The following is a 22,026-nucleotide window of genomic DNA, read 5'->3' on the forward strand; positions in this document are numbered from 1 at the left end:
CCATCATGGAGCGGCGCGGAGAGCCCGCCCAGAAGTTATCCACAACGAGGCATCCATCGCCTGTTCACATTGAGTACTTGATCTGTTACAGTACTCAACATGATCCAAGATTCAGCGGCATCCGGCGACGCCTTCGCGGCCGACCTGCTGCGCGGGCACACCGACACGATCGTGCTCGGCGTGCTGCGCGAGCACGACAGCTACGGCTTCGAGATCTACAAGCACATCCGCGACGCGACGGGCGGCGGCTACGAGATCAAAGAGGCCACCCTCTACGCCAGCTACCGCCGGCTCGTGCGCGACGGCCTCGCCGAGGCGTACTGGGGCGACGAGTCGCAGGGCGGCCGCCGCAAGTACTACCGCATCACCGACGCGGGCCGCGCCGCCTTCCGCCAGAACGTGGCGAGCTGGGTGGCCACCCGCACCATCATCGACTCCCTGCTCGGCAGCCAACCGGCGCCGGCGAACACGAAAGGCTCCCTGCGATGAGCGAGAAGCGCAGCCCCCGCACCTCGACCGAGGTGCACCGCCTCCTCGACGAGGCCTTCGCGGGCATCGACCCCACCCCCGAGGCGCAAGACCTGAAGGAGGAGATCCGCGACAACCTGCTCTCGCGGGTCGCCGAGCTCGAGGTCGCAGGCGCCTCCCCCGCCGAGGCCGCGCGCCGTGCCGTCGACGAGCTCGGCGACGTGCGCGCCCTCGTCGCCGAGGCGACGGGCGAGAGCGTCGAGGCGGATGCCACGGGCCGGGCCCCTGCACCGCGCGGCGCGCGCCCCGGGGCATCCGCCGCCGAGCTCGCCGAACGCCACCGCGTGCGCCCGAAGCCCACCTTCGTGGTGCGCACCGTGGTGCTCGGCCTCGTCGGCGCGGCGGCGCTCGTGACGCTCGTGCTCGGACTCACGCCCGTGCTGCCGCTCGCCACCGGCGCGCTCATCGCGATCGCCGCGGTGCTCGGCCTCGCGATCGGCGTGATCACGGGCGACGCCCTCCACCAGGAGACGACGACGAACTACCCGCTGCCGACCGGCCGCGCCCTGCTCTTCGGCACCGCGACGGGCCTGCTCGTCGCCGGGCTCGGCTTCGCCGCCGTCGTCGCGGTGCGCCTCGACCTCGTGTGGCTCGTGCTCGCCGCGGTGCTCGTCATCGTCGCGATCGCCGTGCTCAGCGCGCTCGGCGCCACCCAGACCAACCGGCACAAGCCGTGGGTGGTCGCGATGCAGCGCGACGCCGCCCGGGCGGGCAACCGCTTCGAGGAGGACCCGGCCGCCGCTGCCCGCTTCGGCATCTACTCGGCCGTGATCTGGCTCACCGCCTTCGCGCTCGTGCCGGTGCTCGGGTTCACGGTGGGCTGGTGGTGGGCCCCGCTGCCCGTCGTCGGCGCCTTCATCGTCATGATGCTCGTGCTCGCGCGCATGCTCTTCGGGCACGACGCCTCGCGCTCCGCGCGCTGAGCCGCGCGACACGCGCCCGGTGCCCCTCCGTGACCGCCGCAGAGGGGCACCGTCGCGTTGCTAGGCTCGGGCTCACCCGACCCGCCCCCGCACGGAGACAGATGACCGCAGAGCCGCGATCGACGCCGTCGACGCCAGAGCCCGCCGCAGCAGCGGCGCCCGCGACGCCCGAGGCCCGCCCGGCCGGCGCCGGTGCCGCCGCCCTCGCCTCACGCGACCTCGTCGTCGACCTCGCGAGGGTCGCGTGCATCCTGCTCGTCGTCGTCATCCACCTGCTCATGATCGGCGTCGGCTACGCGCCCGACGGCTCGCTCGTCGTCTCGCGCCCCCTCGAGGCGCAGCCGTGGTTCGCGGCGGCGACCTGGGTCGGCCAGATCATGCCGCTCTTCTTCGCCGTCGGCGGCTTCACCGCGCTCGCCGCGTGGCGCAGCCTGCGCCGTCGCGGCGGCGACGCGACCGCCTTCGTGCGCGGGCGGGTGCTGCGACTCGCGGGCCCCGCCCTGCCGCTCTTCGTCTTCTTCTCGGTCGTGCTCGGCGTCGCGACCCTCGTCGGCGTCGACCCCGCCCTGCTCGACACCGTCGCGACCGGCACGGGGTCGCCGCTGTGGTACCTCGCCGCGTTCCTCATCGCGCAGTGCGCGGTGCCGTGGATGTCGCAGCTGCACGAGCGGGCCCCGCTCGGGACGCTCGTGGTGCTCGCCGCCGGCGCCGTCGCGATCGACGCGCTGCGCATCACGACGGGCATCGCCGCGATCGGCCTCGCGAACCTCTTCTTCATCTGGCTCTTCGTGCAGCAGCTCGGCTTCTGGTACTCCGACGGCTGGTTCCGCCGGCGTCGCGTCGTCACGCTCGTCGGCATCGCCGCGGCCGCGTACCTCGTCATCTGGCCGCTCGTCGCGATCGGGTGGTACTCCCCCGACATGCTCGTGAACCTCAACCCGCCGACGGTGCCGCTCGCGCTCCTCGGCATCGCGCAGCTCAGCCTGATGAGCGCCCTGCACCGCCCGCTCAGCGCGCTCATGCGACGACGGACGACGCAGGCGGTCGTCTACCTCGTCGGCAGCCGGGCCATGACCGTCTACCTCTGGCACCTGCCGGTGATCATCGTCGTCGAGGGGCTCTCGCTCCTCATCCCCGGCGCGGCGCCCGAGCCCGGCAGCGCCGCGTGGTGGGCCAGCCGCCCCATCGCGCTCGTCGTCGTGCTCGGCATCGTGTTCGCGATCGCGCCGCTGCTCGTGCGCTTCGAGCGGCTGCCGACCGCGATCCCCCAGGGCTTCCGCGCGCCCACGACGTTCGCGACGGCGACCGCGGCCGTGCTCGCGATCGTGCCGCCCTTCCTCGTGATGCAGTGGTTCCTCGACCTGCCGATCGCGCTCATCGGCACCGCGCTCCTCGTCGCCGTGCTACTGCTGCTCCGGCCGCGACGCGGGCCGCTGCGCGCATAGACTTGTCGGGCACTCGCGGGAGTGGTGAAATCGGCAGACACGCAGGATTTAGGTTCCTGTGCCTTCGGGCGTGAGGGTTCAAGTCCCTCCTTCCGCACTGAGACTGAGACTCAGCTCACGTCGGCGTGCCTCCGTCGAGCGGTGAGAGGTGTGCGAATGCTCGAGCGACCGAGAGATCGGTCGGGCCGCGGTCGCCTCAGCGCTTACCTTCCTGCTCGGCAGCAGCGTGATGTCGCAATCGCACCGGGGCCGCTCGAGCGATGAGCCCGGCGACGATCAGCGAAGCGGCGACGACGGCGAACACCGTCGCACCCCAGCCGGGGTAGGCCGTGTGCAGCTCGCCCGACGAGGTCTGGAACGTGCAGGCCAGGCCCGGATACCACGTCACGTCCCCGTGTATGGTGCCGATCTCCGCATCGTGTGTGGCCGCACGCTCGAAGCACGCGAAATCGGGATTCCTCGCGAAGTACCAGACGTGGAAGAGGTACGCACCTGCGAGCAGGATGCCCCCGATGACGACGGCGGCCCGCCCGAGGGACGCTCGTTCAACGGTTCTGTCGGCCGGCATCGCGCCCCCACTCCGCTCGACGACACTGCACCGTCAGCGTATGACGTCGACCGCCGACCGGCAATCGACTCAATCGACCCGCGGAGGCCCCGCCGCCACCCGCTCGCGCGAGTACTCGGTGATGCGCTCGGCGGGCACCGACCAGTCGGTGTCGAGCCACCACGTCGCACCCGCCTCGGCCCACGGGCGCACCGCAGCCGCATCGACCGCGGGGTCGACGCCTGCGGTCGTGCCCTCCTGCACCCAGTCGAACGGGGCGTCGGCGAGCCCGAGCCGCTCGCGCTCGGCGGTGAGCCAGGCCATCGCCTCGGCGCCGATCGCGGGCGTGAACAGCTCGCGCTGGGCGTCGGGACCGGCGGCGCCTTCACCGGGCGGCGCGAAGTTCGGCAGCCAGCCGTCGAGCCGGGCCACACGACGCATCGACTTCGTGCTCGGCCAGAGCCCGACGGCCCAGATCGGGATGCGCGCCTGCACGGGCGGCAGCGGCAGCATCGTTTCGGCGCGACGCACCGTGTAGTGCGGGCCCTCGTGCTCGAACGGCTCGCCCCGCCAGAGCTTCGGCAGCAGCTCCAGCGATTCGTCGAGCAGCTCGGCGCGCTCCCGACGACCCGGGTCGTGCTCGAAGATCCAGAAGCGGTCTTCGGCCTCCTCGGGCACGCCGAGCCCCACCGAGAGCGTCACCCGCCCATGCGAGAGCCGGTCGACGGTCATCGTCTGGCCGGCGAGCTCCCACGGGCGCCGGCGCGGCACGGGGGTGAGCATGGTGCCGAGCCGCACCCGGCTCGTGCGCATGGCCGCGGCCGCGAGCACCGACCACGGGTCGGTCGCCCAGATGCCCTCCCACACGAAGAAGCCGTGCCAGCCGTGCTGCTCGGCGAGCTCGGCGAGTTCGACCGCGACCTCGGGATCGCTGCCCGGGTAGATGAATCCGTAGCGCATGGCGGCGAGGTTACGCCCGACGTCCGACACGGGTGCTGAAATCCCGACTCCCGCACGGTAAGGTAAGCCTTACCTGTGTCCGTGCCGAACCTCTCCACCCGAAGGACCGATATGTCGAGCGTCACCACCACCGCCCCGAGCTCCCCCGCAGCCGAGCACGACGCGGCCGAACCGCTCGACGTCGCCGCACTCGTGCGCGCCGCCTCGGCCGACGACCACCGCGCCACCGAGTCGCGCGGCTTCATCACCGAGCTCATGGGCGGCGAGCTGACGCTCGACGACTACACCCGCTACCTCGCGCAGTTCGCGTGGGTCTACGAGGCGCTCGAAGCCCGGGGCATCCGCGCCGGCGACCCCGCGGTCTTCGACCCCGAGCTCGCGCGCATGGCGGCGATCGAGTCCGACCTCGCGGCGCTCGGCGCCGCCGACTGGCGCGAGACCCACCCGGCGCTGCCCGCCACCGCCGAGTACGCGGCGCACCTCCGCGCCCTCGCCGACGACGACGTGCGCTTCCTCGCGCACCACTACACGCGCTACCTCGGCGACCTCTCGGGCGGCCAGGCCATCGCACGCCTCGTGGCCCGCCACTACGGCGCCACGCCCGAGCAGCTCGCCTTCTACCGCTTCGACATCGCCGCCGAGGAGGGCGTCGTGCGCTACAAGCGCGGCTACCGCGAGGCGATGAACGCCCTCGCCCTCGAGCCCGCGCAGGTCGACGCACTCATCGACGAGGTGCGCAACTCGTTCCGCCTGAACGGCGCGATCTTCGACGCGCTCGCGGCCTGACGCGCGCCGCCCGGTCACGGCCGGGGGCGATCACTCCACGGAGGGAGGCACGGGTCATCCTGCAGTCGGATGCCGCGCTCGGCGAGCGCTCGGTAAACTGCAACGAAACCCCGCCGCCTGCTGACCACGCCGTGCCCGCAAGCACGGCGCCGGGTCCGACGACTGGAGCCACCGCACATGGTCCACACCGCACTCATCCCCTGGCTCGATCCTGAGACGATCATCGCCGGGGCCGGCCCCTGGGCGCTGCTCGTCGTGTGCGGCATCGTGTTCGCCGAGACGGGCCTGCTCGTCGGCTTCCTGCTGCCGGGCGACACCCTGCTCGTGATCTCGGGCCTGCTCTCGCATCCGCTGCCCGGTTCGCCCGAGGGCGTGTTCGGCATCAGCGTGTGGTGGGTCGCGCTGCTCATCGGCCTGGCCGCGTTCCTCGGCGGAGAGGTCGGCTACTACATCGGCCACAAGGCGGGCCCCACGATCTTCGAACGCAAGGAATCAGGACTGTTCAGCGTCAAGAACGTCGAACGCACGAACGCCTTCTTCGAGCGCTTCGGCGGCCTGACGATCATCCTCGCCCGCTTCGTGCCCATCGTGCGCACCTTCGCGCCGGTCGCCGCGGGCGTCGGCCACATGCCCAAGGGCAAGTACACGCTCTACAACTTCATCGGCGCGGTGCTCTGGGGCTTCGGCCTCACGATGTTCGGCTATGCGATCGGGTTCATCCCCTTCGTCGCCGACCTCGTGAAGGAGTACATCGACCTGATCCTCCTCGCCGCCGTCGGCGGCACGGCGCTCGTCACCCTGTGGCACTACCTCAGCGAGCGCCGCAAGGCGAAGAAGGCGGCCGCGGCCGGCGAAGACGTCGTCACCGACGAAGAGGAGGCCGAGCACCTCGTGCTCGACGCCGACGTCTTCGAGCGGGGCCCCAAGCACGACGAGCACTGAGCGTCGAGCATTCGAGGATGCCCCTGGCCGCCGCGTGCGGTCGGGGGCATTCGTCGTCTCGGCGCCGACGGTCCACCGGCGACCGCAGTGCTCAGACCGCGTCGACGTCGGACAGGTCCTCGATCCCGCACGGGCTCGTCCCGTCGAAGAGCACCCCCATTCCGTACGGGTCCGCCAAATCGAGCCGTGACTCCGCGAATCGGAGCATCCAGCCGCCGTCCGTCCAGATCACCGCTTCGGGCTGCCGAGCGGCGGTTCAGCGCCCTGCAGGTCCATGCGTTCGGCGTCGCTCAGCCCGAACTCCGGTTCGGTGAGCCGCTGCTGCAGAGCAGCGCGCCCGCTACCGCGGCCGCAACGTCGTCGAGCGATGCTTCAACAAGCTCAAGCAATGGCGCGGGATCGCGATGCGTTCAGACAAGACTGCCCGCAATTACCACGCCGGACTCTGCCTCGCCGCCACACGCCACTGGCTCACCAGCGGGTCAGCCGAACTGCGTGGTTAGGCACGGGGCATCCCGACGGCGCGGCTGATGATGAAGTCGAAGGCGCGATCCCCGAGCATCCTACGCACGGCGATGAGCGGCTTGGCGCCGAAGCCGACGGCGTAACGTGTCTTGGGCTTCGAAACGGTCACGGCCTTTCCGATGGCATTGGAGATGACCGAGGGCGGGGAGTTGCGGTTGCTGTTCGCTTCCGAGCGCAGGGATTTCGCGACTGCGGCGGCCTGGGCGGCGTACGGGCCGGAAGCCGAGAACTTCTCGAGGCCGTCCGCGGCGATGCCGCCCCATTCGGTGGCGATGCCGCCCGGCTCGATGACCACGACGTTGATACCGAAGGGCGCGACCTCCAGGCGGAGGCAGTCGCTGAGCGCCTCGATGGCGAACTTCGTGCCGTGATACCAGCCCCCGAGGGGCGTGTAAATCTTGCCGCCCATGGAGGAGATGTTCACGATCGTTCCGCTGTGCTGTGCGCGCATGTGTGGCAGGACGAGCTGGGCCAGGCGCATCGCGCCGAAAACGTTGACATCGAACTGGCGACGGGCCTCGTCCATGGCGACGTCTTCGATCGCGCCGTATGAGCCGTAGCCGGCGTTGTTCACGAGCACGTCGACCCGCCCGGTCTCGGCGATGACCTTCTCTATACCGTCAGTCATCGACGCTTCGTCGGTGACGTCCATCGCGAGCGGGCGGATGCCGTCAGCGCTGAGGCCCTGGAGCCGGTCGGCGCGTCGCGCAGCTCCGTAGACGGTGTATCCGAGGCTCTGGAGCTTCCGTGCGGTGGATTCGCCGATGCCGGAAGAGGCGCCGGTCACGAGGGCGGTCTTGGTGGTCATGTCATGCTCCTGCGGTAAGATGAATCGAGGTTCACATTTATGATGAACCATAGTTCACTTAAGTGCAAGCAGCGGCAGGAGAAGCATGAGCAGCCAGCAACGACCGATGCGTGCAGACGCGGTGCGCAACCGCGTCAAGATCCTCGACGCTGCCCGATCGCAAATCAGCGAGCACGGACCGGATGCAGGAATGGACGAGATCGCCTCGGCTGCAGGAGTGGCAGTAGGAACTCTCTATCGGCACTTCCCGACCAAGACCGACCTGGTCGCCGCGGTCATCGCCGAATACACCCAGCAGATGACCATTGCGGCCGAAGCAGCACTCGACCGCGCCAGAAACACAGGACACCCGCTACGTGAGCTCGCCGACTTCCTCCGCGAGGTCATCCGTGTCTCGGCCATGAACGAGGCCGTCAAGAGCGCCGCTCCCGCCCTCGGAGCCGCGCCCGTCGGCGACGACACGCGGGCAGCTGCAGCACTCAGCGAGCTGATCGCTCTCGGCATCGACGCCGGGACCGTTCGCCACGATCTCACCGTGGCCGACATCTACACACTCGTCCTTGCCGCACCGCTCGACCAACCCGACGCCGTCCGGGAGCGATGGGCACAGCTGGTGCTGCCGTGTCTGACGGCGTTCTCGGCCACGATCAACCTAGATACCGAATCATCTCGGTGAGTCGAGCGCCGGAGCCATGCAGCGAACCGACGCGACCCTCATATCCCACCCTTGAGCAACACGGCCTAGCAGTGCGAGCCCTGCTCCTGCTCGGCACGGCCCCCGGGCTCCAGCTGGAAGGTGGAGTGCGCGACGTCGAAGTGCTCGCTGAGGCATCCGCCGAGCTCGTCGAGCAGCGCCCCCGTGCGCCCCGTCTCGAAGACCTCGGGCTCGACCTCGACGTGCGCCGTGAACACCGGCTGACCCGAGGTGATCTGCCACACGTGCACGTCGTGCACGGCGACCACGCCGGCGGTGCGCAGGATGTGCTCGCGGATCTCCGCGACATCCGTCTCGGCCGGCGCGCCCTCGCTGAGCACCCGCACGACGTCGCGCAGCAGCGAGAGGGCGCGCGGCACGATGAGCACCGCGATGCCGAGCGAGGCGATCGGGTCGGCGGCGCTCCACCCGGTCAGCAGGATGACGATCGCGGCGACGATCACGAGCGCCGAGCCGATCGTGTCGCCGAGCACCTCGAGGTAGGCGCCGCGCAGGTTGATCGAGTCCTTCGCGCCGCCGCGCAGCACGAGCATCGCGGCGATGTTCGCGGCCAGCCCGACGATCGCGACGGCGAGCATCAGGCCGCCCTGCACCTCGTGCGCCTCGCCCTCGGCGCCCGTCACGAGGCGCCCGATCGCGCCGATCGTCACGCTCACCGCGACGACGATCAGGATCACGCCGTTGATGAGCGCCCCGAACACCTCGGCGCGGCGGAACCCGTAGGTCTGCCGGTCGGTCGCCGGCCGCGCCGCGACGAACGCGGCGACGAGCGCGACGACGAGGCCGATGAGGTCGCTCGTCATGTGCCCGGCGTCGGCGAGCAGGGCGAGCGATCCGCTCAGCAGGCCGCCGACGACCTGCACGACGACGAAGGCGCCGATGATGGCGATCGCGACCCAGAGGCGGGTGCGATTCGCGGTCGCCGCGTGGTCGTGGGAGTGATCGTGTGCCATGTCCCTTCCAGCGTAGGTCGCCCGGAGGGGCCCGCGGGCCCGTTCGGCCCAATCAGGAATGAGTCGCGTTCTCATCGGCATGGCGGCCGGCCCACGGCCAGCGGTGCATGCCCTCGGGGGTCGCGGCGCGTCGCCCGCCGGCCCTAGGCTGCGGGGCATGCCGTCGCGCCGAACGCTCGCCATCGCCCTCGTCATCGGATGCCTCGCCGCCGCGCTCTCCAGCTGCGCGGGCGCATCGGGGGCCGGCGACCCCGGCGAGACGGCCGGCGGCAGCCGATCGACGCCCGCGGCGACGGCCGACCCTGCGGCCGACGCACCGACCTCGCCGAGCGATCGGTGCGGCGACACGGGCGTCGAGTCCAGCGCGATGCGGCTGCCCGTCGGCGATGCTCGGTACGACGTGGGCGTCGCCGGCGAGGGCACGACGACGGCGATCTTCGCGCACCAGCGCAACCAGGACGAGTGCGGGTTCTGGCCCTACGCCTCGACGCTCGCCGAGCAGGGCGTGCAGGTGCTGCTCGTGAACTCGTGCGGCTACGGCGAGACCGAATGCCCGCGCAATGCGAACCACGTCGTCGACGACGGCGCCGACGCGCTCCTCGCCGCCGCCGAGTGGGCGCGCGAGCAGGGCGCCGAGCGGGTCGTCGTCGTCGGCGCGTCGATGGGCGGCACCGCGGCGATCGTCGCCGGCGGGCGCGACGGCGCCGACGGCCTGCTCGACGGGGTCGTCGACCTCTCCGGGCCGATCGCGTTCCGCGGCTACGACTCGCTCGGCGACGCGCCGGCGCTCTCGGCGCCCCTGCTGCTCGCCGTCGCCCCCGACGACACGAGCGTCGGCATCGACGAGCTGCAGCAGCTCGCCGACGCGACCGCGAGCGACGACGTCACGATCATCGGCGACGGGGTCGGCCACGGCTGGGCGATGCTCACGACGGGCACGGCGTTCAACGCCTTCGCCGAACGGGTGACGGCGTTCATCACGGGGTGAGCAGGGTGGAGGCGAGCCTGGTGAGCCGGTGGGGCGGGAGCGTCGAGCGGCTCCCGCCACCGGTGCCCCACCCGCGGGCTACTCGGCCGCGGCGCCGACCCGTTCGGCGATGCGCTCCAGCTCGGGGATGAGCGCCTCGAACGCCCGCGCCCGGTGGCTGATCGCGTTCTTCTGCTCGGGCAGCAGCTCGGCCGCCGTGACCTCGTAGCCCTCGGGCTCGAACACGGGGTCGTAGCCGAAGCCGTGCGACCCGCGCGGCTCGTAGGCGAGCGCGCCCCGCCACAGCCCCTCGGCGACGAACTCCTCATCGGTGCCGGCGCCCGTCAGCGCGGCCGGCACGACCACCGCGATCGTGCAGTGGAACGCCGCCCCGCGGTTCGGCCGGCGCACGTCGCCGAGCTGCGCGAGCAGCAGTCGCACGTTCTCGACGTCGCCGGCCGAGTGCCCCGCCCAGCGCGCCGAGAAGATGCCGGGCGCACCGCCCATCACGTCGACCCCGATGCCCGAGTCGTCGGCGAGCGCGATGCGCCCCGTGTGGGCAGCGGCGGCACGCGCCTTGATGAGGGCGTTCTCGGCGAAGCTCGTGCCGTCCTCGACGGGCGAGGGCCCGTCGTACGGCAGCACGGTGATGCCGGGCATCCGCTCGCCCAGGATGCGCTGGAACTCGGCGACCTTGTGCGCGTTGTGGGTCGCGAGCACGACCTCGAGCCCGGCCACGCTCACTCCCCCGCCGCGAGCGACGCGGCGAGCGCCGCCCGCTGCAGCTCGGTGAGCGAGGCGGTGCCGGCGAGCGCGAGGTCGAGCAGCGAGTCGAGCTCTCGGCGGTCGAACGGCGCGCCCTCGGCGGTGCCCTGCACCTCGACGAAGAGGCCGCGACCCGTGGCGACGACGTTCATGTCGGTCTCGGCGCGCACGTCCTCGACGTAGGCGAGGTCGAGCATGGGCGTGCCGTCGATGATGCCGACCGAGACCGCCGAGACGGTGTCGATGAGCGGGGTGGCACGCTGCCCGATGAACTTCTGGCCCCGGGCCCACTCGATCGCGTCGGCCATGGCCACGTACGCGCCCGTGATCGCCGCGGTGCGGGTGCCGCCGTCGGCCTGCAGCACGTCGCAGTCGATCTGGAGGGTGTTCTCGCCGAGCGCCTTCATGTCGACGACCGCGCGCAGGCTGCGGCCGATGAGGCGGCTGATCTCGTGGGTGCGGCCGCCGATGCGGCCCTTCACGCTCTCGCGGTCGTTGCGGGTGTTCGTCGCCCGCGGCAGCATCGCGTACTCGGCCGTGACCCAGCCCTTGCCCTTGCCGTTGAGCCAGCGCGGGACGCCGTTCGTGAAGCTCGCGGTGCAGAGCACCTTGGTGCCGCCGAACGAGATGAGCGCGCTCCCCTCGGCGTGGGCGCTCCAGCCGCGCTCGATGGTCACCTCGCGCAGCTGGTCGGGCGTGCGCCCGTCGGCGCGAACGATCGGGGTGGCGGATGCCTCGGTCATGCGTTGTTCTCCAGTCGAAGTCGTTCGCGGTCGGGAAGGGTGACGGCCCCCGTCTGCACGAGCTCGACGCTCGGGATCTCGGGGGCGATGAGTCGGTGGGCGAGGTCGAGGAAGGCGCTCGTCGACTGCCCGGTCGCCTCGTAGCGGTAGCTGGGGGGCGTCGGGTCGCGCCGTTCCATGCCGCCGGAGACGAGCACGCGGTAGACGTCGTTCGCGGTCTCGACGTCGCTCGAGACGAGCGTGACGCCCTCGCCCATGACGTACGAGATCGCGCCCTTGAGGAACGGGTAGTGCGTGCAGCCGAGCACGAGGGTGTCGATGTCGGCGCGGCGCAGCGGCTCGAGGTACTCCTCGGCGACGGCGAGCAGCTCGTCGCCGGTCGTGACGCCCGCCTCGACGAACTCGACGAAGCGGGGGCAGGCCTGCGAGAAGAGCTCGAGGTGCGGCGCGGCGGCGAAGGCGTCGTCGTACGCCCGCGACGAGACGGTGCCCTGGGTGCCGATGACGCCGACCCGACCGGTCTTCGTCGCGGCGACCGCTCGGCGCACGGCCGGCTGGATCACCTCGACGACCGGCACGTCGTACCGCTCGCGCGCATCGCGGAGCATCGCCGCCGAGGCGGTGTTGCACGCGATGACGAGCATCTTCACGCCCTGCGCGACGAGGTCGTCGAGCACGGCGAGGGCGTAGCCCCGCACGTCGGCGATCTTCTTCGGCCCGTAGGGCGAGTGCTCGAGGTCGCCGATGTAGAGGATCGACTCGTTCGGCAGCTGGTCCTTGACGGCGCGGGCCACGGTGAGTCCACCGACCCCCGAGTCGAAGATTCCGATCGGTGCATCCGTCACGAGGTTCAAGCTTAGGCGAGTCCCCGGCGCGCGGTGACGGCGAGCGGCCGTTTCGGCGCGATGCCCCAGTAGGCTCGGGTGCGTGACCGGCTCAGCTGCCCTCTTCACCGACCGCTACGAACTCACGATGGTCGATGCCGCCCTCCTCGACGGCACCGCCCACCGCGAGAGCCTCTTCGAGGCCTTCGCGAGACGCCTGCCCGACGGCCGCCGCTACGGCGTCGTCGCGGGCACCGGGCGCCTGCTCGAGCTCGTGCAGGGCTTCCGCTTCGAGGACGCCGAGCTCGAGTGGCTCCGCGAGCACGAGGTGGTGCGGCCCGCGACGATCGACTGGCTCGCCGACTACCGCTTCGCCGGCGACATCTGGGGCTACCGCGAGGGCGAGGCGTACTTCCCGGGGTCGCCGCTGCTGACGATCCAGGCGAGCTTCGCCGAGGCGGTCATGCTCGAGACGATCGTGCTGTCGACTCTGAACTACGACTCCTCGGTCGCGAGCGCCGCGGCCCGCATGGTCTCGGTCGCGCTCGGCCGCCCCATCTCCGAGATGGGCTCGCGCCGCACGAGCGAGCGCGCCGCGATCGCCGCGGCCCGTGCGGCCTACATCGCCGGCTTCGACGCGACCTCGAACCTCGAGGCGGGCCGCACCTGGGGCATCCCGACGATGGGCACCGCCGCGCACGCCTTCACGCTCCTGCACGACACCGAGGAGGCCGCGTTCCGCGCCCAGGTCGAGGCGTTCGGTCCGAAGACCACGTTGCTCGTCGACACCTATGACATCACCCGCGGCGTCGAGCTCGCGGTGAAGGTCGCCGGCCCTGAGCTCGGCGCCGTGCGCATCGACTCGGGCGACCTGCCCACGGTCGTCGCCGCCGTCCGCGAGCAACTCGACGCGCTCGGCGCGGTCGACACGAAGATCACCGTGACGAGCGACCTCGACGAGTTCACGATCGCCGGCCTCTCGGGGGCACCCGTCGACGCCTACGGCGTGGGCACCGCGGTCGTCACCGGATCGGGATTCCCCGCCGCCGGCATGGTCTACAAGCTCGTCGCCCGACGCGACGACGCCGGCGAGTGGATCCCCGTCGCGAAGGCCTCGACGCAGAAGGCCAGCGTCGGCGGCCGCAAGAACGCGGCCCGCCGCCTCGACGCCACCCGCACGGCGCGCGAGGAGCTCGTCTTCGTCGGCGACGGCCCCGACGGCGAGGCCGAGTTCGACGCGGGCGACCGGCTGCGCCCGCTCATGGTGCAGCTCGTCGCGAAGGGCGAGGTCGACCCCGCGTTCCTCGGCGCTGCGGGCACGACGGCGGCCCGCGCGCACCGCGCCGAGGTCATGCAGGAGCTGCCGATCGAGGCGTTCCGGCTCGGACGGGGCGAACCCGTCATTCCGACGACGTACCGCTGACCCGCTCCGCGGCACTGCTCAGCCCGAGCAGCCCGCCGGGATCTCCGGCGCGACTGCATCCACCTCGGCGACGATCTCGGTGATCCGGTCGAGGAAGCCCCGGCTCGCCGGCCACTCGGCCAGCCGCGCGTGCTCGGGCGCGACCGCCGTGCGCAGCTCGGCGACGGCATCGGGGCCGGCCTGCGCGAATGTCGCCCCCTCCGCGCACGCGGCGGCGATGACGTCGCCGTCGTCGTCGACGAGGTCGACCGACCGCTCGGCGGTCTGCTCCGCGGCGCCCGTCACTGCCTGACGGTCGGACTCGTCGAGCGAGGCGAGCGCTTCGGGGTCGGCGATCAGCACGCCCATCGACGGCCAGAGCGCGACGTCGAGGGTGAGGTACGGCGTGCCCTTGTCGGCGAACGACGAGGCGAAGTACGGCACGCTGTTCTCGAACGCAGCGATCGAGCCGTCGAGGAGCCCGCTGTCCCGCTGGGGCGGCGGGACGTCGACGGGCGCCGCCCCGAGGAGTGCGAGCGTCTCGAACGCGCCTTCGCCGTGGAAGACGTGGAAGGGCAGGCCGGCGTAGTCGGCGACCCCGAGCACCGGCGCGTCGACCGCGATGGGGTGGCGGAGGCTTCCGCCCATGACGGCGAGTCCGACCACGCCGAGCTCGTCGAGCGCCGGCAGCATCTCCGCCGCGATCCCGCTGTCGAGCACCGCCCGCTCGGCATCGAGCGAGTCGATCAGCAAGGGCGCGGTGAGCGCGTCGAGGTCGTGGACGCCGAGGCCGGCGAAGACGCGGCTGCCGATCCAGCCGAGATCGACCTCGCCCGCGGCGACCGCCGCGACGATCTCCTCCTCGATGAGGTTGGTGTCGGTCTCGTACTCCTCGGCGATCGAGATCTCGAGTGCGCCGCCCGAGCCCGTCGCCACCGCCTCCGAGAAGGCGTCGATCTGCACATCGGCGAACGATCCCGTACGGGCCAGGCGCAGGGTCGTGACGCCCGCCTCGTCGCCGCCCCGGGGCTCAGGCGCGGCGGTGCAACCCACGAGCCCGAGCAGCACGACGCACAGCACCACCGGCGTGCTGCGCCTGTCCGTGCGTACGATCGCCATCGGTCACCCCCGGTTCGACGCATCGGAACGTACCGGAAGCCGGGCGGGATGCCATCGTGGCCACCACTGAACCCCGATCGACGGGGAGCCGGCGCACGACGGCGGCGAACGCGCGGGCTACCCCGCCTTCATGCGCTCGTAGATCTCCTTGCAGCTCGGGCAGACCGGGAACTTCTCGGGGTCGCGACCCGGGGTCCACTTCTTGCCGCAGAGCGCCTTCACGGGCTTGCCCGTGATCGCCGACTCGAGGATCTTGTCTTTCTGGACGTAGTGGGAGAAGCGCTCGTGATCGCCCGGCTCGATGGCCTCTTCGTTGAGGAGCTTCTCGAGTTCGCGGTCGAGGACGTCGGTGCCGCCGCCCGGCTGACCGGGGTCGGCGATGCTCGCGCGCACGGTGTGGATCATGCGCTCGATTCTACGCGTCGATCGGGCGGCGGTGACCGGCCAGAGGCGAGGGCGACGGCTCAGGCGCGGATCGCCGCGGCGATCATCTCGGGCCCGCGCGCGTCGAACACGCGCCCGCCGAACCAGACCCCCAGCGCGAGCACCAGCAGGCCGAGCCCGACGCCGCAGGCGAAGGCGGCGGCGTGCCAGCCCGGGTCGACGAGGATGCCGAGCGCTGCGAAGAACGCGGCCGGCGCCGCCACGAGCACCGAGGCCAGCATCGTCAGCGACTGCACGAGGGCGGTGATGCCGCCCGTCGACTGCGGCTGCTGGAACGGGCTGTCGCCCGGCTTCACGGCCGGGTACGGGAACCGTGCGGAGGTGATCGACCCGACGCCGAGGCCGGCGAGCAGCAGCGCGGTGCTCACCCCGAGCAGCGACGGCAGCAGGCGCCAGTCGTTGAGGACGAACACGGTGACCGCGCTGCCGAGCCCGATCACGAGCACGCCGGCGACGAGCACCGGGATCAGGCGCCCGAGCCGGTCGGCGTTGCCGCGCACGCCCGAGGTGATGTGCAGCCAGATCGCGGTCGAGTCGTACGCGGTGTCGTTGTGCAGGCTCCAGCCGAGGAACAGGCACATGAGCGGCACCGGGATGAGGCCGAGGTACTGCAGGGGCACCCCGGCGACGCCGAGCGGCACCATGACGAGCACGGGCACGATCGGCACCATGACGATCGACACCCAGTAGCGGGCGTCGCGGAACCAGTAGGTGAAGCTGCGCGCCGCGACGGCGCCGGTCGCACCGTGCGGCATCCGATCGAACCAGCCGAGCCCGCGGTAGCTCTTCGCCGACGCCTCGCGACCGGGGGTCACGAGCATCTTCGCGACGAGCGCCTGCCAGGCGAGCCAGATCGCGCCCAGGGTGGCGGCGGCGATCAGCAGTTCGAGGATGGCGGGGCCCCACGCGCCGGCGGCCGCGTCACCCGGCACTGCGAAGACGGCGCCGAAGGGCGTCCAGCCGAGGATGTCGCCGAGGACCCCGAGGATCTCGAGCCCCGAGTTCGCCCAGTCGAGCGTGACGAGCACGACGATGATCGGCGACAGCATGACGATGAGGAGCAGGCCGATGACGCCCATCAGCTCGCGCGAGCGTCGCGTCGAGAGCAGGAACGAGGCGAGCGCCGTCGTCACGCGGGCGAGCAGGAGGCAGGTCGCGAAGGCCAGCGCCGCCGAGATGAGCGCGAGGAGCGTCTCCGCGACGCCGCGCGACCACGTCACGACGGTGCCGAGCAGCACGATCGCGAGCACGAGCGCCGGGATGCCGATGAGCCCCGCGACCGCGAGCGCGAGCGCGAGGGTGCGGTCGGGCAGGCCGAAGAAGGCGAAGCGACGGGGGTCCATCGTGTCTTCCGTGCCGAAGACCAGGGGGAACACGATGAATCCGAGGACGGTCGCCGCACCGGCCACGACGAGCACGTCGCGGATGACCGCCACGTCCTCGACGAGGCGCAGCCCCACGAGCGAGAGGAAGAGCAGCAGCGCGAGACCGAGTCCGTAGACGAGACCGAGCACGATGCCGACCACTTGCCAGGTGCTGCGGCGGAAGATGTTCGCCAGCAGGCGCAGTTTCAGTCGGAGAAACTGTGCAACCATTCCATGCCTTCCGCTGCCTTGCGCCCGCCCGCGAGCTCGACGAATCGGTCTTCGAGGGTGTGACCGGCGCGCACCTCGTCGAGGGTGCCCGCGGCGAGCACCCGCCCGGAGACGATGATCGCGGCCGAGTCGCAGACGCGCTCGATCAGGTCCATGCCGTGGCTCGAGAGCACGACCGTGCCGCCGCCGGCGACGTAGCGCTCGAGGATCTCGGTGAGGTTCGCGGCCGACACCGGGTCGACCGACTCGAACGGCTCGTCGAGCACGAGCAGCCGCGGCGAGTGGATCATGGCGCACGCGAGCGCGATCTTCTTCGTCATGCCGGCCGAGTAGTCGGCCACGAGCCGGTCGACGGCGTCGTCGAGGCCGAAGGCCGCGATCAGGTCGGCGCTGCGCTCGCGCACGGTGCGGTTGTCGAGTCCGCGGAGGATGCCCGAGTAGTAGAGCAGCTGCGCGCCCGTCAGGCGGTCGAAGAGCCGCAGGCGGTCGGGCAGCACGCCGGTCGCGCGCTTCGCGGCGTGCGGGTCGACCCAGGCGTCGATGTCGTGGATGCGGACCGTGCCGGCATCGGGCCGGAGGAGCCCGGTGATCATCGAGAGCGTCGTGGTCTTGCCCGCGCCGTTCGGCCCGACGATGCCGAAGAACGAGCCCGCACGCACGTCGAGGCTGATGCCGTCGACGGCGGTGTTCTCGCCGAAGCGCTTGACGAGCCCCGTGATCGAGAGCACGTTCGGCGTGCCCTCGGGCGGCGCCGGGCGCGCGACGCGCAGGGTGCGCTTCTTGCGGGGGGCGGCGTTCTTCTTGGCGGGGATCACGGCGACCGACTGCGCCGCGATGAGCGGTGCGGATGCCTCGGGCGCCGACCCCTCGTCGATCGCGGACTCGTCGGCCGCGGTCGCCGCGACGGCGGGCTCCGCGACGGCGGGCTCCACGACGGCGGGCTCCACGACGGTCGCCTCGTCGGCGGTCGCGACCGGCGTCTCGGCCTCGACGACGGGCCGCTCGACGGCCGTCGGCTCCGCGTCGCGCGACGCGCCCTCCTCGCGCGACGCGGCCTCCTCGCTCGCCGACTCGGCCTGCGCCGCCTCGCTCGCGGCGACGGCGGCCGCGGCGGCCCGCACCTCGGCGACCGGCGTGCGGCGTTCGGTGGTGGTCTCGTCGATCTCGTCGCGGCCGGGCTCGTGCCGCTCGGCGACCACGGGCGGCTCGCTGGCCGCCGCGGGGATCGTCTGGTCGGCGGGCTTCCTGGGGGCGCGCTCGGCCGCGGTCGTCTCGGTCGTGACCGAGGCAGCGACGCGCTGCTGCGCCTGGCGCTGCGCACTCGCCGCCGCGGTCGCCCTGCTGCGGTCGCCGGGCGTGCTCGCCGCGCTCCTGGCGGCCGAGTCTCGCGCGGTGCGCGCGTTCTTGGCCCCGGCGCCGCGTGCGGTGCGCGCGGCGGCGGAGGCGGCGTTCGACGCGCCCGTGCGCTTCGAGTCGCCCGGGTCGGTCGCGACGCCCTGCTCGGCGGCCTCCGCGGCCGCCTTGTTCGCGCGCCGGGTCGCGGCCGCCTTCTTCGCGGCGGCCGATCGCGCGGCGGCCCGTTCGGCGGGGGTCATCGTCTTCGGGGAGGATTTCCCGGCGCTCTTCCGGGCTCCCGAAGCGGCGCTGCCCGACGCTCCCGACGCGGTTCCGCCCTTTCGAGGCGCCCCCGCACCGGTGCCTTCGGCAGCTTCGTCGTCGTGATCAGAGCGCGAAACGGAAGTCACCAAGCAAACCTACCAATGACCGCCCGCCGAGCGCGCGTCGACGCCGCGATCGCCTGACTGTGGATTCCCTGTGCGTCACATCACGATCCCACTACGACCGGACGCCCCGGATGGCGACCCGGGAGGACCGCCGGATACGCTGGGTTGCGGCATAACGGCGTGTCCACATGTGAACTTCCGGATGAACTCCGGGCGAACTCCTCCGATCGAGGTCGCCCGGTGGGGGCATCCGACCCACCGAAGGAGATGCAGTGACCACCCAGATCGTGATTCTCGCGGCCGGCATGGGAAGCCGGCTCGGGCGATCCCTCCCCAAGCCCCTGACCGAGCTCAGCGACGGCCGCACCATCATGCGCCAGCAGTTCGACAACGTCGAGCACGCGTTCGGCGCGAACGCCGACGTGACGATCGTCGTCGGCTACAAGCTCGAGCACATCATCGAGGCGTTCCCGCAGGCGTCCTTCGTCTACAACGAGGAGTACGACCAGACGAACACCTCGAAGTCGCTCATGCGCGCCCTCGCGGCGTCGCAGGCGGGCGGCGTGCTGTGGATGAACGGCGACGTCGTCTTCGACCCGGCCATCCTCGACCGGGCACTCCCCCTCATCGCTCGCGACCAGTCGTTCGTGACCGTGAACACGGCGAAGGTCTCCGACGAGGAGGTCAAGTACACGACGAGCGCCGAGGGCTACATCAAGGAGCTCTCCAAGACCGTCAAGGGCGGGCTCGGCGAGGCCGTCGGCATCAACTACATCTCGAGCCGCGACAAGGCGACGTTCCTCGCCCACCTGCAGCGGGTCGGCGACCAGGACTACTTCGAGCGCGGCCTCGAGCTCGCGATCGAGAACAACGGCCTCCTCGTCGAGCCGATGGACGTCTCCGACCTCTACGCGGTCGAGATCGACTTCGCCGAAGACCTGGAGCGCGCGAACCACTTCGTGTGACCTGCTCCACACAGCGCAAGAGGCGAAGGGCGGATGCTGCGGCATCCGCCCTTCGTCGTACCCGGCGCCGTCGGGCCGGGCGGGCGCTCAGCGCAGGGTGCGGGCGACGCCGGCGCGCGACAGCGACGCGGCGATGACGCGGCCGAGCCAGGTGAACAGCACCGGGCTCAGCGCGAACATGGCGAGGTAGAGCACCCAGAACCACGGCGCGTAGTGCTCGGGGCCGAGCGCGATGAACGTGCCCACGGCGAGCACGATGCCCGAGCCGGCCGCGGCGACGTAGTACAGCCACGGCGACCAGTTCTTGTACCGGGTGAGGAAAAAGGGCAGCTCGAGCAGCGCGCCGACGAGCAGGCCGGTGCCGAGGAACCGCAGGATCCAGTGGGGCGCGAACGCCGCGCCGACGAGGCCCGCGATGAAGCCCGTGAGGATGCCGACCCCGGGACGCTTGAGGAGCGCCAGTGCCACGGCGCTCGGCAGGAAGTGCGTGCCGATCGTGATGCCGTAGAGCATGGGCGCGATGCCGGCGATGAGGCCGGCGAAGTACCCGGAGCCGGCCGCGACGAGGCCGCCGCCGACGCCGATCGCGGCGCAGCTGAGAATGACGCGGGTGCTGGTGCGGTGCACGGGGCGCTCGTTCCTTCCGAGTCGGGCTCGGCACGTCGCCACCCGTCTGCATCAAATCTACCCCGGAGAGGCATCTACGATGAGAGGCGTGATGAGCACAGCATCGGTGTCGTACCGAGACGCGCATCCGCTGCAGCGGACGCCGTTCGCGCGGTACCGGCATGCGCTCTGGCTGCTCACGACCCGCGACCTCAAGGTGCGCTACTCGACCTCCGCGCTGGGCTACGTCTGGTCGGTGCTCGATCCGCTCGTGATGGCGGGCATCTACTGGTTCGTGTTCACCCAGGTCTTCAACAAGGGCGTGGGCACCGACCCCTACATCGTCTTCCTGCTCTCGGCGCTCCTGCCGTGGATGTGGTTCAACGGCGCCGTCTCCGACTCGACCAGGGCGTTCCTGAAGGACGCGAAGCTCGTCAGGTCGACGATGATCCCGCGCACGATCTGGGTCAACCGGATCGTGCTCTCGAAGGGCATCGAGTTCGTCTTCGCGCTGCCGGTGCTCGCGCTCTTCGCCATCCTGTTCGGCGCAGAGCTCCACTGGCAGATCGTCTACTTCCCGCTCGCGATCCTCATGCAGGCCGTGCTGACCGCCGGCGTCAGCCTCATCGTCGCCCCGCTCGTGGTGTTCTTCCGCGACCTCGAGCGCGCGGTGAAGCTGGTCCTCCGGTTCCTCTTCTACGCGACGCCGATCATCTACGCCTCGACCGACCTGCCCCAGGGCATGCAGTTCTGGGCGGCGTTCAACCCGCTGTCGGGCATCTTCTCCCTCTACCGGTCCGCGTTCTTCCCCGACCAGCTGATCTGGTTCGAGGTCGCGGTCGCCGCGGTCATGTCGCTCGCCTTCCTCGCCCTCGGGCTCTGGGTCTTCCGTCGATCCGAGCGACAGGTGCTGAAGGAGATCTGATGACCGAGGCATCCGTGCGCGACGGCATCGGCCGCGAGACGAGCGAGGCGTTCGACATCCGCGTCGAAGGACTCGGGGTGCGCTTCCGGCGCAACCGGCGCGGCCGTCGCTCCTTCAAGGACCTCCTCGCCGGTCGACGGCGTCGCACACGCCCCGGCGAGTTCTGGGCGCTGCGCGACGTCTCGTTCGACGTGCGCCAGGGCGAGGCGATCGGGGTCGTGGGCCGCAACGGCCAGGGCAAGTCGACGCTGCTGAAGCTCGTCGCGGGCGTCATGCTGCCCGACGAGGGCTCGGTCACGGTCGCCGGCGGCGTCGCGCCGCTCATCGAGATCACGGGCGGCTTCGTCGACGACCTGACGGTGCGCGACAACGTGTACCTGACGGCGGGGCTGCACGGCATGGCGCGCTCGCAGATCGACGCCCGATTCGACGACATCATCGGCTTCGCCGAGATCGGCGACTTCCTCGACACCCCGTACAAGCACCTCTCGAGCGGCATGAAGGTGCGCATCGCGTTCGCCGTGATCTCGCAGCTCGAGGAGCCGATCATGCTGGTCGACGAGGTGCTCGCCGTCGGTGACAAGGCATTCCGCGAGAAGTGCTACGAGCGCATCGACGAACTGCTCGCGGGCGGCCGCACCCTGTTCTTCGTCTCGCACAACGAGCGCGACCTGCGCCGCTTCTGCACCCGCGGCCTCTACCTCGACAAGGGCGAGCTCGCACTCGACGGCCCGATCGACGAGGTGCTCACGCGGTACAACCACGACTACGGCACCGGCAAGTAACGCGGCACTGCGGCAGCGCCGCGGAGCGCG

The 22,026-nt window shown here is 71.3% G+C and carries 23 protein-coding genes and 1 tRNA gene; 12 read left to right on the plus strand and 12 right to left on the minus strand.

The window, feature by feature from the left end; translation table 11 throughout:
- Window positions 1-99 precede the first annotated feature (99 nt).
- The 4 genes from ACFVTH_RS00465 (at window position 100) to ACFVTH_RS00480 (ending at window position 2,993) form a co-directional block, all read left to right on the plus strand.
- Window positions 100-489: a PadR family transcriptional regulator gene (locus tag ACFVTH_RS00465; protein WP_157424851.1), complete on the plus strand. Its 390-nt coding sequence runs from the start codon at window positions 100-102 to the stop codon at window positions 487-489.
- A complete protein-coding gene (locus ACFVTH_RS00470; RefSeq protein WP_387085484.1) occupies window positions 486-1,451 on the plus strand; it encodes a permease prefix domain 1-containing protein in 966 nt (321 codons plus the stop codon). The genes ACFVTH_RS00465 and ACFVTH_RS00470 overlap by 4 nt, the downstream gene beginning before the upstream one ends.
- Before the next feature lie 101 nt (window positions 1,452-1,552).
- Window positions 1,553-2,896 (plus strand): acyltransferase, encoded by a 1,344-nt coding sequence (locus ACFVTH_RS00475; protein WP_387085487.1) that lies wholly within the window; start codon window positions 1,553-1,555, stop codon window positions 2,894-2,896.
- Between the two features lie 15 nt (window positions 2,897-2,911).
- A tRNA-Leu gene (locus ACFVTH_RS00480) sits at window positions 2,912-2,993 on the plus strand.
- Between the two features lie 99 nt (window positions 2,994-3,092).
- Here the strand turns inward: ACFVTH_RS00480 and ACFVTH_RS00485 are convergent.
- Both ACFVTH_RS00485 and ACFVTH_RS00490 read right to left on the minus strand, forming a co-directional pair.
- Window positions 3,093-3,284, minus strand: a complete 192-nt coding sequence (locus ACFVTH_RS00485; RefSeq protein WP_387085490.1) for a hypothetical protein — start codon at window positions 3,282-3,284, stop codon at window positions 3,093-3,095.
- A gap of 249 nt (window positions 3,285-3,533) precedes the next feature.
- Window positions 3,534-4,403: an LLM class flavin-dependent oxidoreductase gene (locus tag ACFVTH_RS00490; protein ID WP_387085493.1), complete on the minus strand. Its 870-nt coding sequence runs from the start codon at window positions 4,401-4,403 to the stop codon at window positions 3,534-3,536.
- A gap of 111 nt (window positions 4,404-4,514) precedes the next feature.
- Between ACFVTH_RS00490 and ACFVTH_RS00495 the strand changes: the two genes are divergently transcribed.
- Together ACFVTH_RS00495 and ACFVTH_RS00500 are read left to right on the plus strand one after the other, a co-directional pair.
- Window positions 4,515-5,189, plus strand: coding sequence for a heme oxygenase (biliverdin-producing) (locus ACFVTH_RS00495; protein WP_387085496.1), 675 nt, complete (start codon window positions 4,515-4,517; stop codon window positions 5,187-5,189).
- Between the two features lie 177 nt (window positions 5,190-5,366).
- The gene (locus tag ACFVTH_RS00500; protein WP_387085499.1) at window positions 5,367-6,131 is read left to right on the plus strand and encodes a DedA family protein; all 765 of its coding nucleotides are present in this window, start codon (window positions 5,367-5,369) and stop codon (window positions 6,129-6,131) included.
- A gap of 499 nt (window positions 6,132-6,630) precedes the next feature.
- On the opposite strand, the gene ACFVTH_RS00505 is transcribed toward ACFVTH_RS00500, so the two are convergent.
- On the minus strand, window positions 6,631-7,464 hold the full coding sequence (locus tag ACFVTH_RS00505) for an oxidoreductase (protein ID WP_387085502.1): 834 nt from the start codon (window positions 7,462-7,464) through the stop codon (window positions 6,631-6,633).
- An 85-nt stretch (window positions 7,465-7,549) separates the two neighbouring features.
- On the opposite strand from ACFVTH_RS00505, the gene ACFVTH_RS00510 reads away from it, so the two are divergent.
- The gene (locus tag ACFVTH_RS00510; protein ID WP_387085505.1) at window positions 7,550-8,140 is read left to right on the plus strand and encodes a TetR/AcrR family transcriptional regulator; all 591 of its coding nucleotides are present in this window, start codon (window positions 7,550-7,552) and stop codon (window positions 8,138-8,140) included.
- Between the two features lie 65 nt (window positions 8,141-8,205).
- On the opposite strand, the gene ACFVTH_RS00515 is transcribed toward ACFVTH_RS00510, so the two are convergent.
- Window positions 8,206-9,132 (minus strand): cation diffusion facilitator family transporter, encoded by a 927-nt coding sequence (locus ACFVTH_RS00515; protein ID WP_387085508.1) that lies wholly within the window; start codon window positions 9,130-9,132, stop codon window positions 8,206-8,208.
- Window positions 9,133-9,289: 157 nt separating this feature from the next.
- Here ACFVTH_RS00515 and ACFVTH_RS00520 point away from each other — a divergent pair, with 157 nt between their 5' ends.
- The gene (locus ACFVTH_RS00520; protein ID WP_387085511.1) at window positions 9,290-10,120 is read left to right on the plus strand and encodes an alpha/beta hydrolase family protein; all 831 of its coding nucleotides are present in this window, start codon (window positions 9,290-9,292) and stop codon (window positions 10,118-10,120) included.
- A gap of 78 nt (window positions 10,121-10,198) precedes the next feature.
- On the opposite strand, the gene rdgB is transcribed toward ACFVTH_RS00520, so the two are convergent.
- The 3 genes from rdgB to murI are packed head-to-tail and all read right to left on the minus strand — an operon-like array spanning window position 10,199 to window position 12,452.
- Window positions 10,199-10,837 (minus strand): RdgB/HAM1 family non-canonical purine NTP pyrophosphatase, encoded by a 639-nt coding sequence (gene rdgB / locus ACFVTH_RS00525; protein ID WP_387085514.1) that lies wholly within the window; start codon window positions 10,835-10,837, stop codon window positions 10,199-10,201.
- A gap of 2 nt (window positions 10,838-10,839) precedes the next feature.
- Window positions 10,840-11,607: a ribonuclease PH gene (rph, locus tag ACFVTH_RS00530; protein WP_386940450.1), complete on the minus strand. Its 768-nt coding sequence runs from the start codon at window positions 11,605-11,607 to the stop codon at window positions 10,840-10,842.
- On the minus strand, window positions 11,604-12,452 hold the full coding sequence (murI, locus tag ACFVTH_RS00535) for a glutamate racemase (RefSeq protein ID WP_387085517.1): 849 nt from the start codon (window positions 12,450-12,452) through the stop codon (window positions 11,604-11,606). Before murI ends, rph begins: the two co-directional genes overlap by 4 nt.
- A gap of 82 nt (window positions 12,453-12,534) precedes the next feature.
- On the opposite strand from murI, the gene ACFVTH_RS00540 reads away from it, so the two are divergent.
- Window positions 12,535-13,854, plus strand: coding sequence for a nicotinate phosphoribosyltransferase (locus tag ACFVTH_RS00540; RefSeq protein ID WP_387085520.1), 1,320 nt, complete (start codon window positions 12,535-12,537; stop codon window positions 13,852-13,854).
- A gap of 18 nt (window positions 13,855-13,872) precedes the next feature.
- Here ACFVTH_RS00540 and dctP read toward each other — a convergent pair whose 3' ends face one another.
- The 4 genes from dctP to ACFVTH_RS00560 all read right to left on the minus strand — a co-directional run bounded on the left by dctP (window position 13,873) and on the right by ACFVTH_RS00560 (window position 18,586).
- On the minus strand, window positions 13,873-14,952 hold the full coding sequence (gene dctP, locus ACFVTH_RS00545; protein ID WP_387085523.1) for a TRAP transporter substrate-binding protein DctP: 1,080 nt from the start codon (window positions 14,950-14,952) through the stop codon (window positions 13,873-13,875).
- Window positions 14,953-15,069: 117 nt separating this feature from the next.
- Complete coding sequence (locus ACFVTH_RS00550) at window positions 15,070-15,357, minus strand: DUF3039 domain-containing protein (RefSeq protein ID WP_386940440.1); 288 nt, start codon at window positions 15,355-15,357, stop codon at window positions 15,070-15,072.
- Between the two features lie 59 nt (window positions 15,358-15,416).
- Window positions 15,417-16,991, minus strand: coding sequence for a hypothetical protein (locus ACFVTH_RS00555; RefSeq protein ID WP_387085526.1), 1,575 nt, complete (start codon window positions 16,989-16,991; stop codon window positions 15,417-15,419).
- Window positions 16,967-18,586: an ABC transporter ATP-binding protein gene (locus tag ACFVTH_RS00560; protein ID WP_387085528.1), complete on the minus strand. Its 1,620-nt coding sequence runs from the start codon at window positions 18,584-18,586 to the stop codon at window positions 16,967-16,969. Before ACFVTH_RS00560 ends, ACFVTH_RS00555 begins: the two co-directional genes overlap by 25 nt.
- Window positions 18,587-18,987: 401 nt before the next feature.
- Between ACFVTH_RS00560 and ACFVTH_RS00565 the strand changes: the two genes are divergently transcribed.
- Window positions 18,988-19,680 carry an NTP transferase domain-containing protein gene (locus tag ACFVTH_RS00565; protein WP_386940434.1) on the plus strand — a complete coding sequence of 231 codons (693 nt, stop codon included), beginning with the start codon at window positions 18,988-18,990 and terminating at the stop codon, window positions 19,678-19,680.
- Window positions 19,681-19,767: 87 nt separating this feature from the next.
- On the opposite strand, the gene ACFVTH_RS00570 is transcribed toward ACFVTH_RS00565, so the two are convergent.
- A complete protein-coding gene (locus ACFVTH_RS00570) occupies window positions 19,768-20,307 on the minus strand; it encodes an ECF transporter S component (protein ID WP_386940432.1) in 540 nt (179 codons plus the stop codon).
- 91 nt (window positions 20,308-20,398) lie between these two features.
- On the opposite strand from ACFVTH_RS00570, the gene ACFVTH_RS00575 reads away from it, so the two are divergent.
- Window positions 20,399-21,211 carry an ABC transporter permease gene (locus ACFVTH_RS00575; RefSeq protein WP_387085531.1) on the plus strand — a complete coding sequence of 271 codons (813 nt, stop codon included), beginning with the start codon at window positions 20,399-20,401 and terminating at the stop codon, window positions 21,209-21,211.
- The gene (locus ACFVTH_RS00580; protein WP_387085534.1) at window positions 21,211-21,996 is read left to right on the plus strand and encodes an ABC transporter ATP-binding protein; all 786 of its coding nucleotides are present in this window, start codon (window positions 21,211-21,213) and stop codon (window positions 21,994-21,996) included. The genes ACFVTH_RS00575 and ACFVTH_RS00580 overlap by 1 nt, the downstream gene beginning before the upstream one ends.
- The last annotated feature ends 30 nt before the right edge of the window (window positions 21,997-22,026 follow it).

The organism is Agromyces sp. NPDC058104 (assembly GCF_042884835.1).
GTDB lineage: Bacteria > Actinomycetota > Actinomycetes > Actinomycetales > Microbacteriaceae > Agromyces.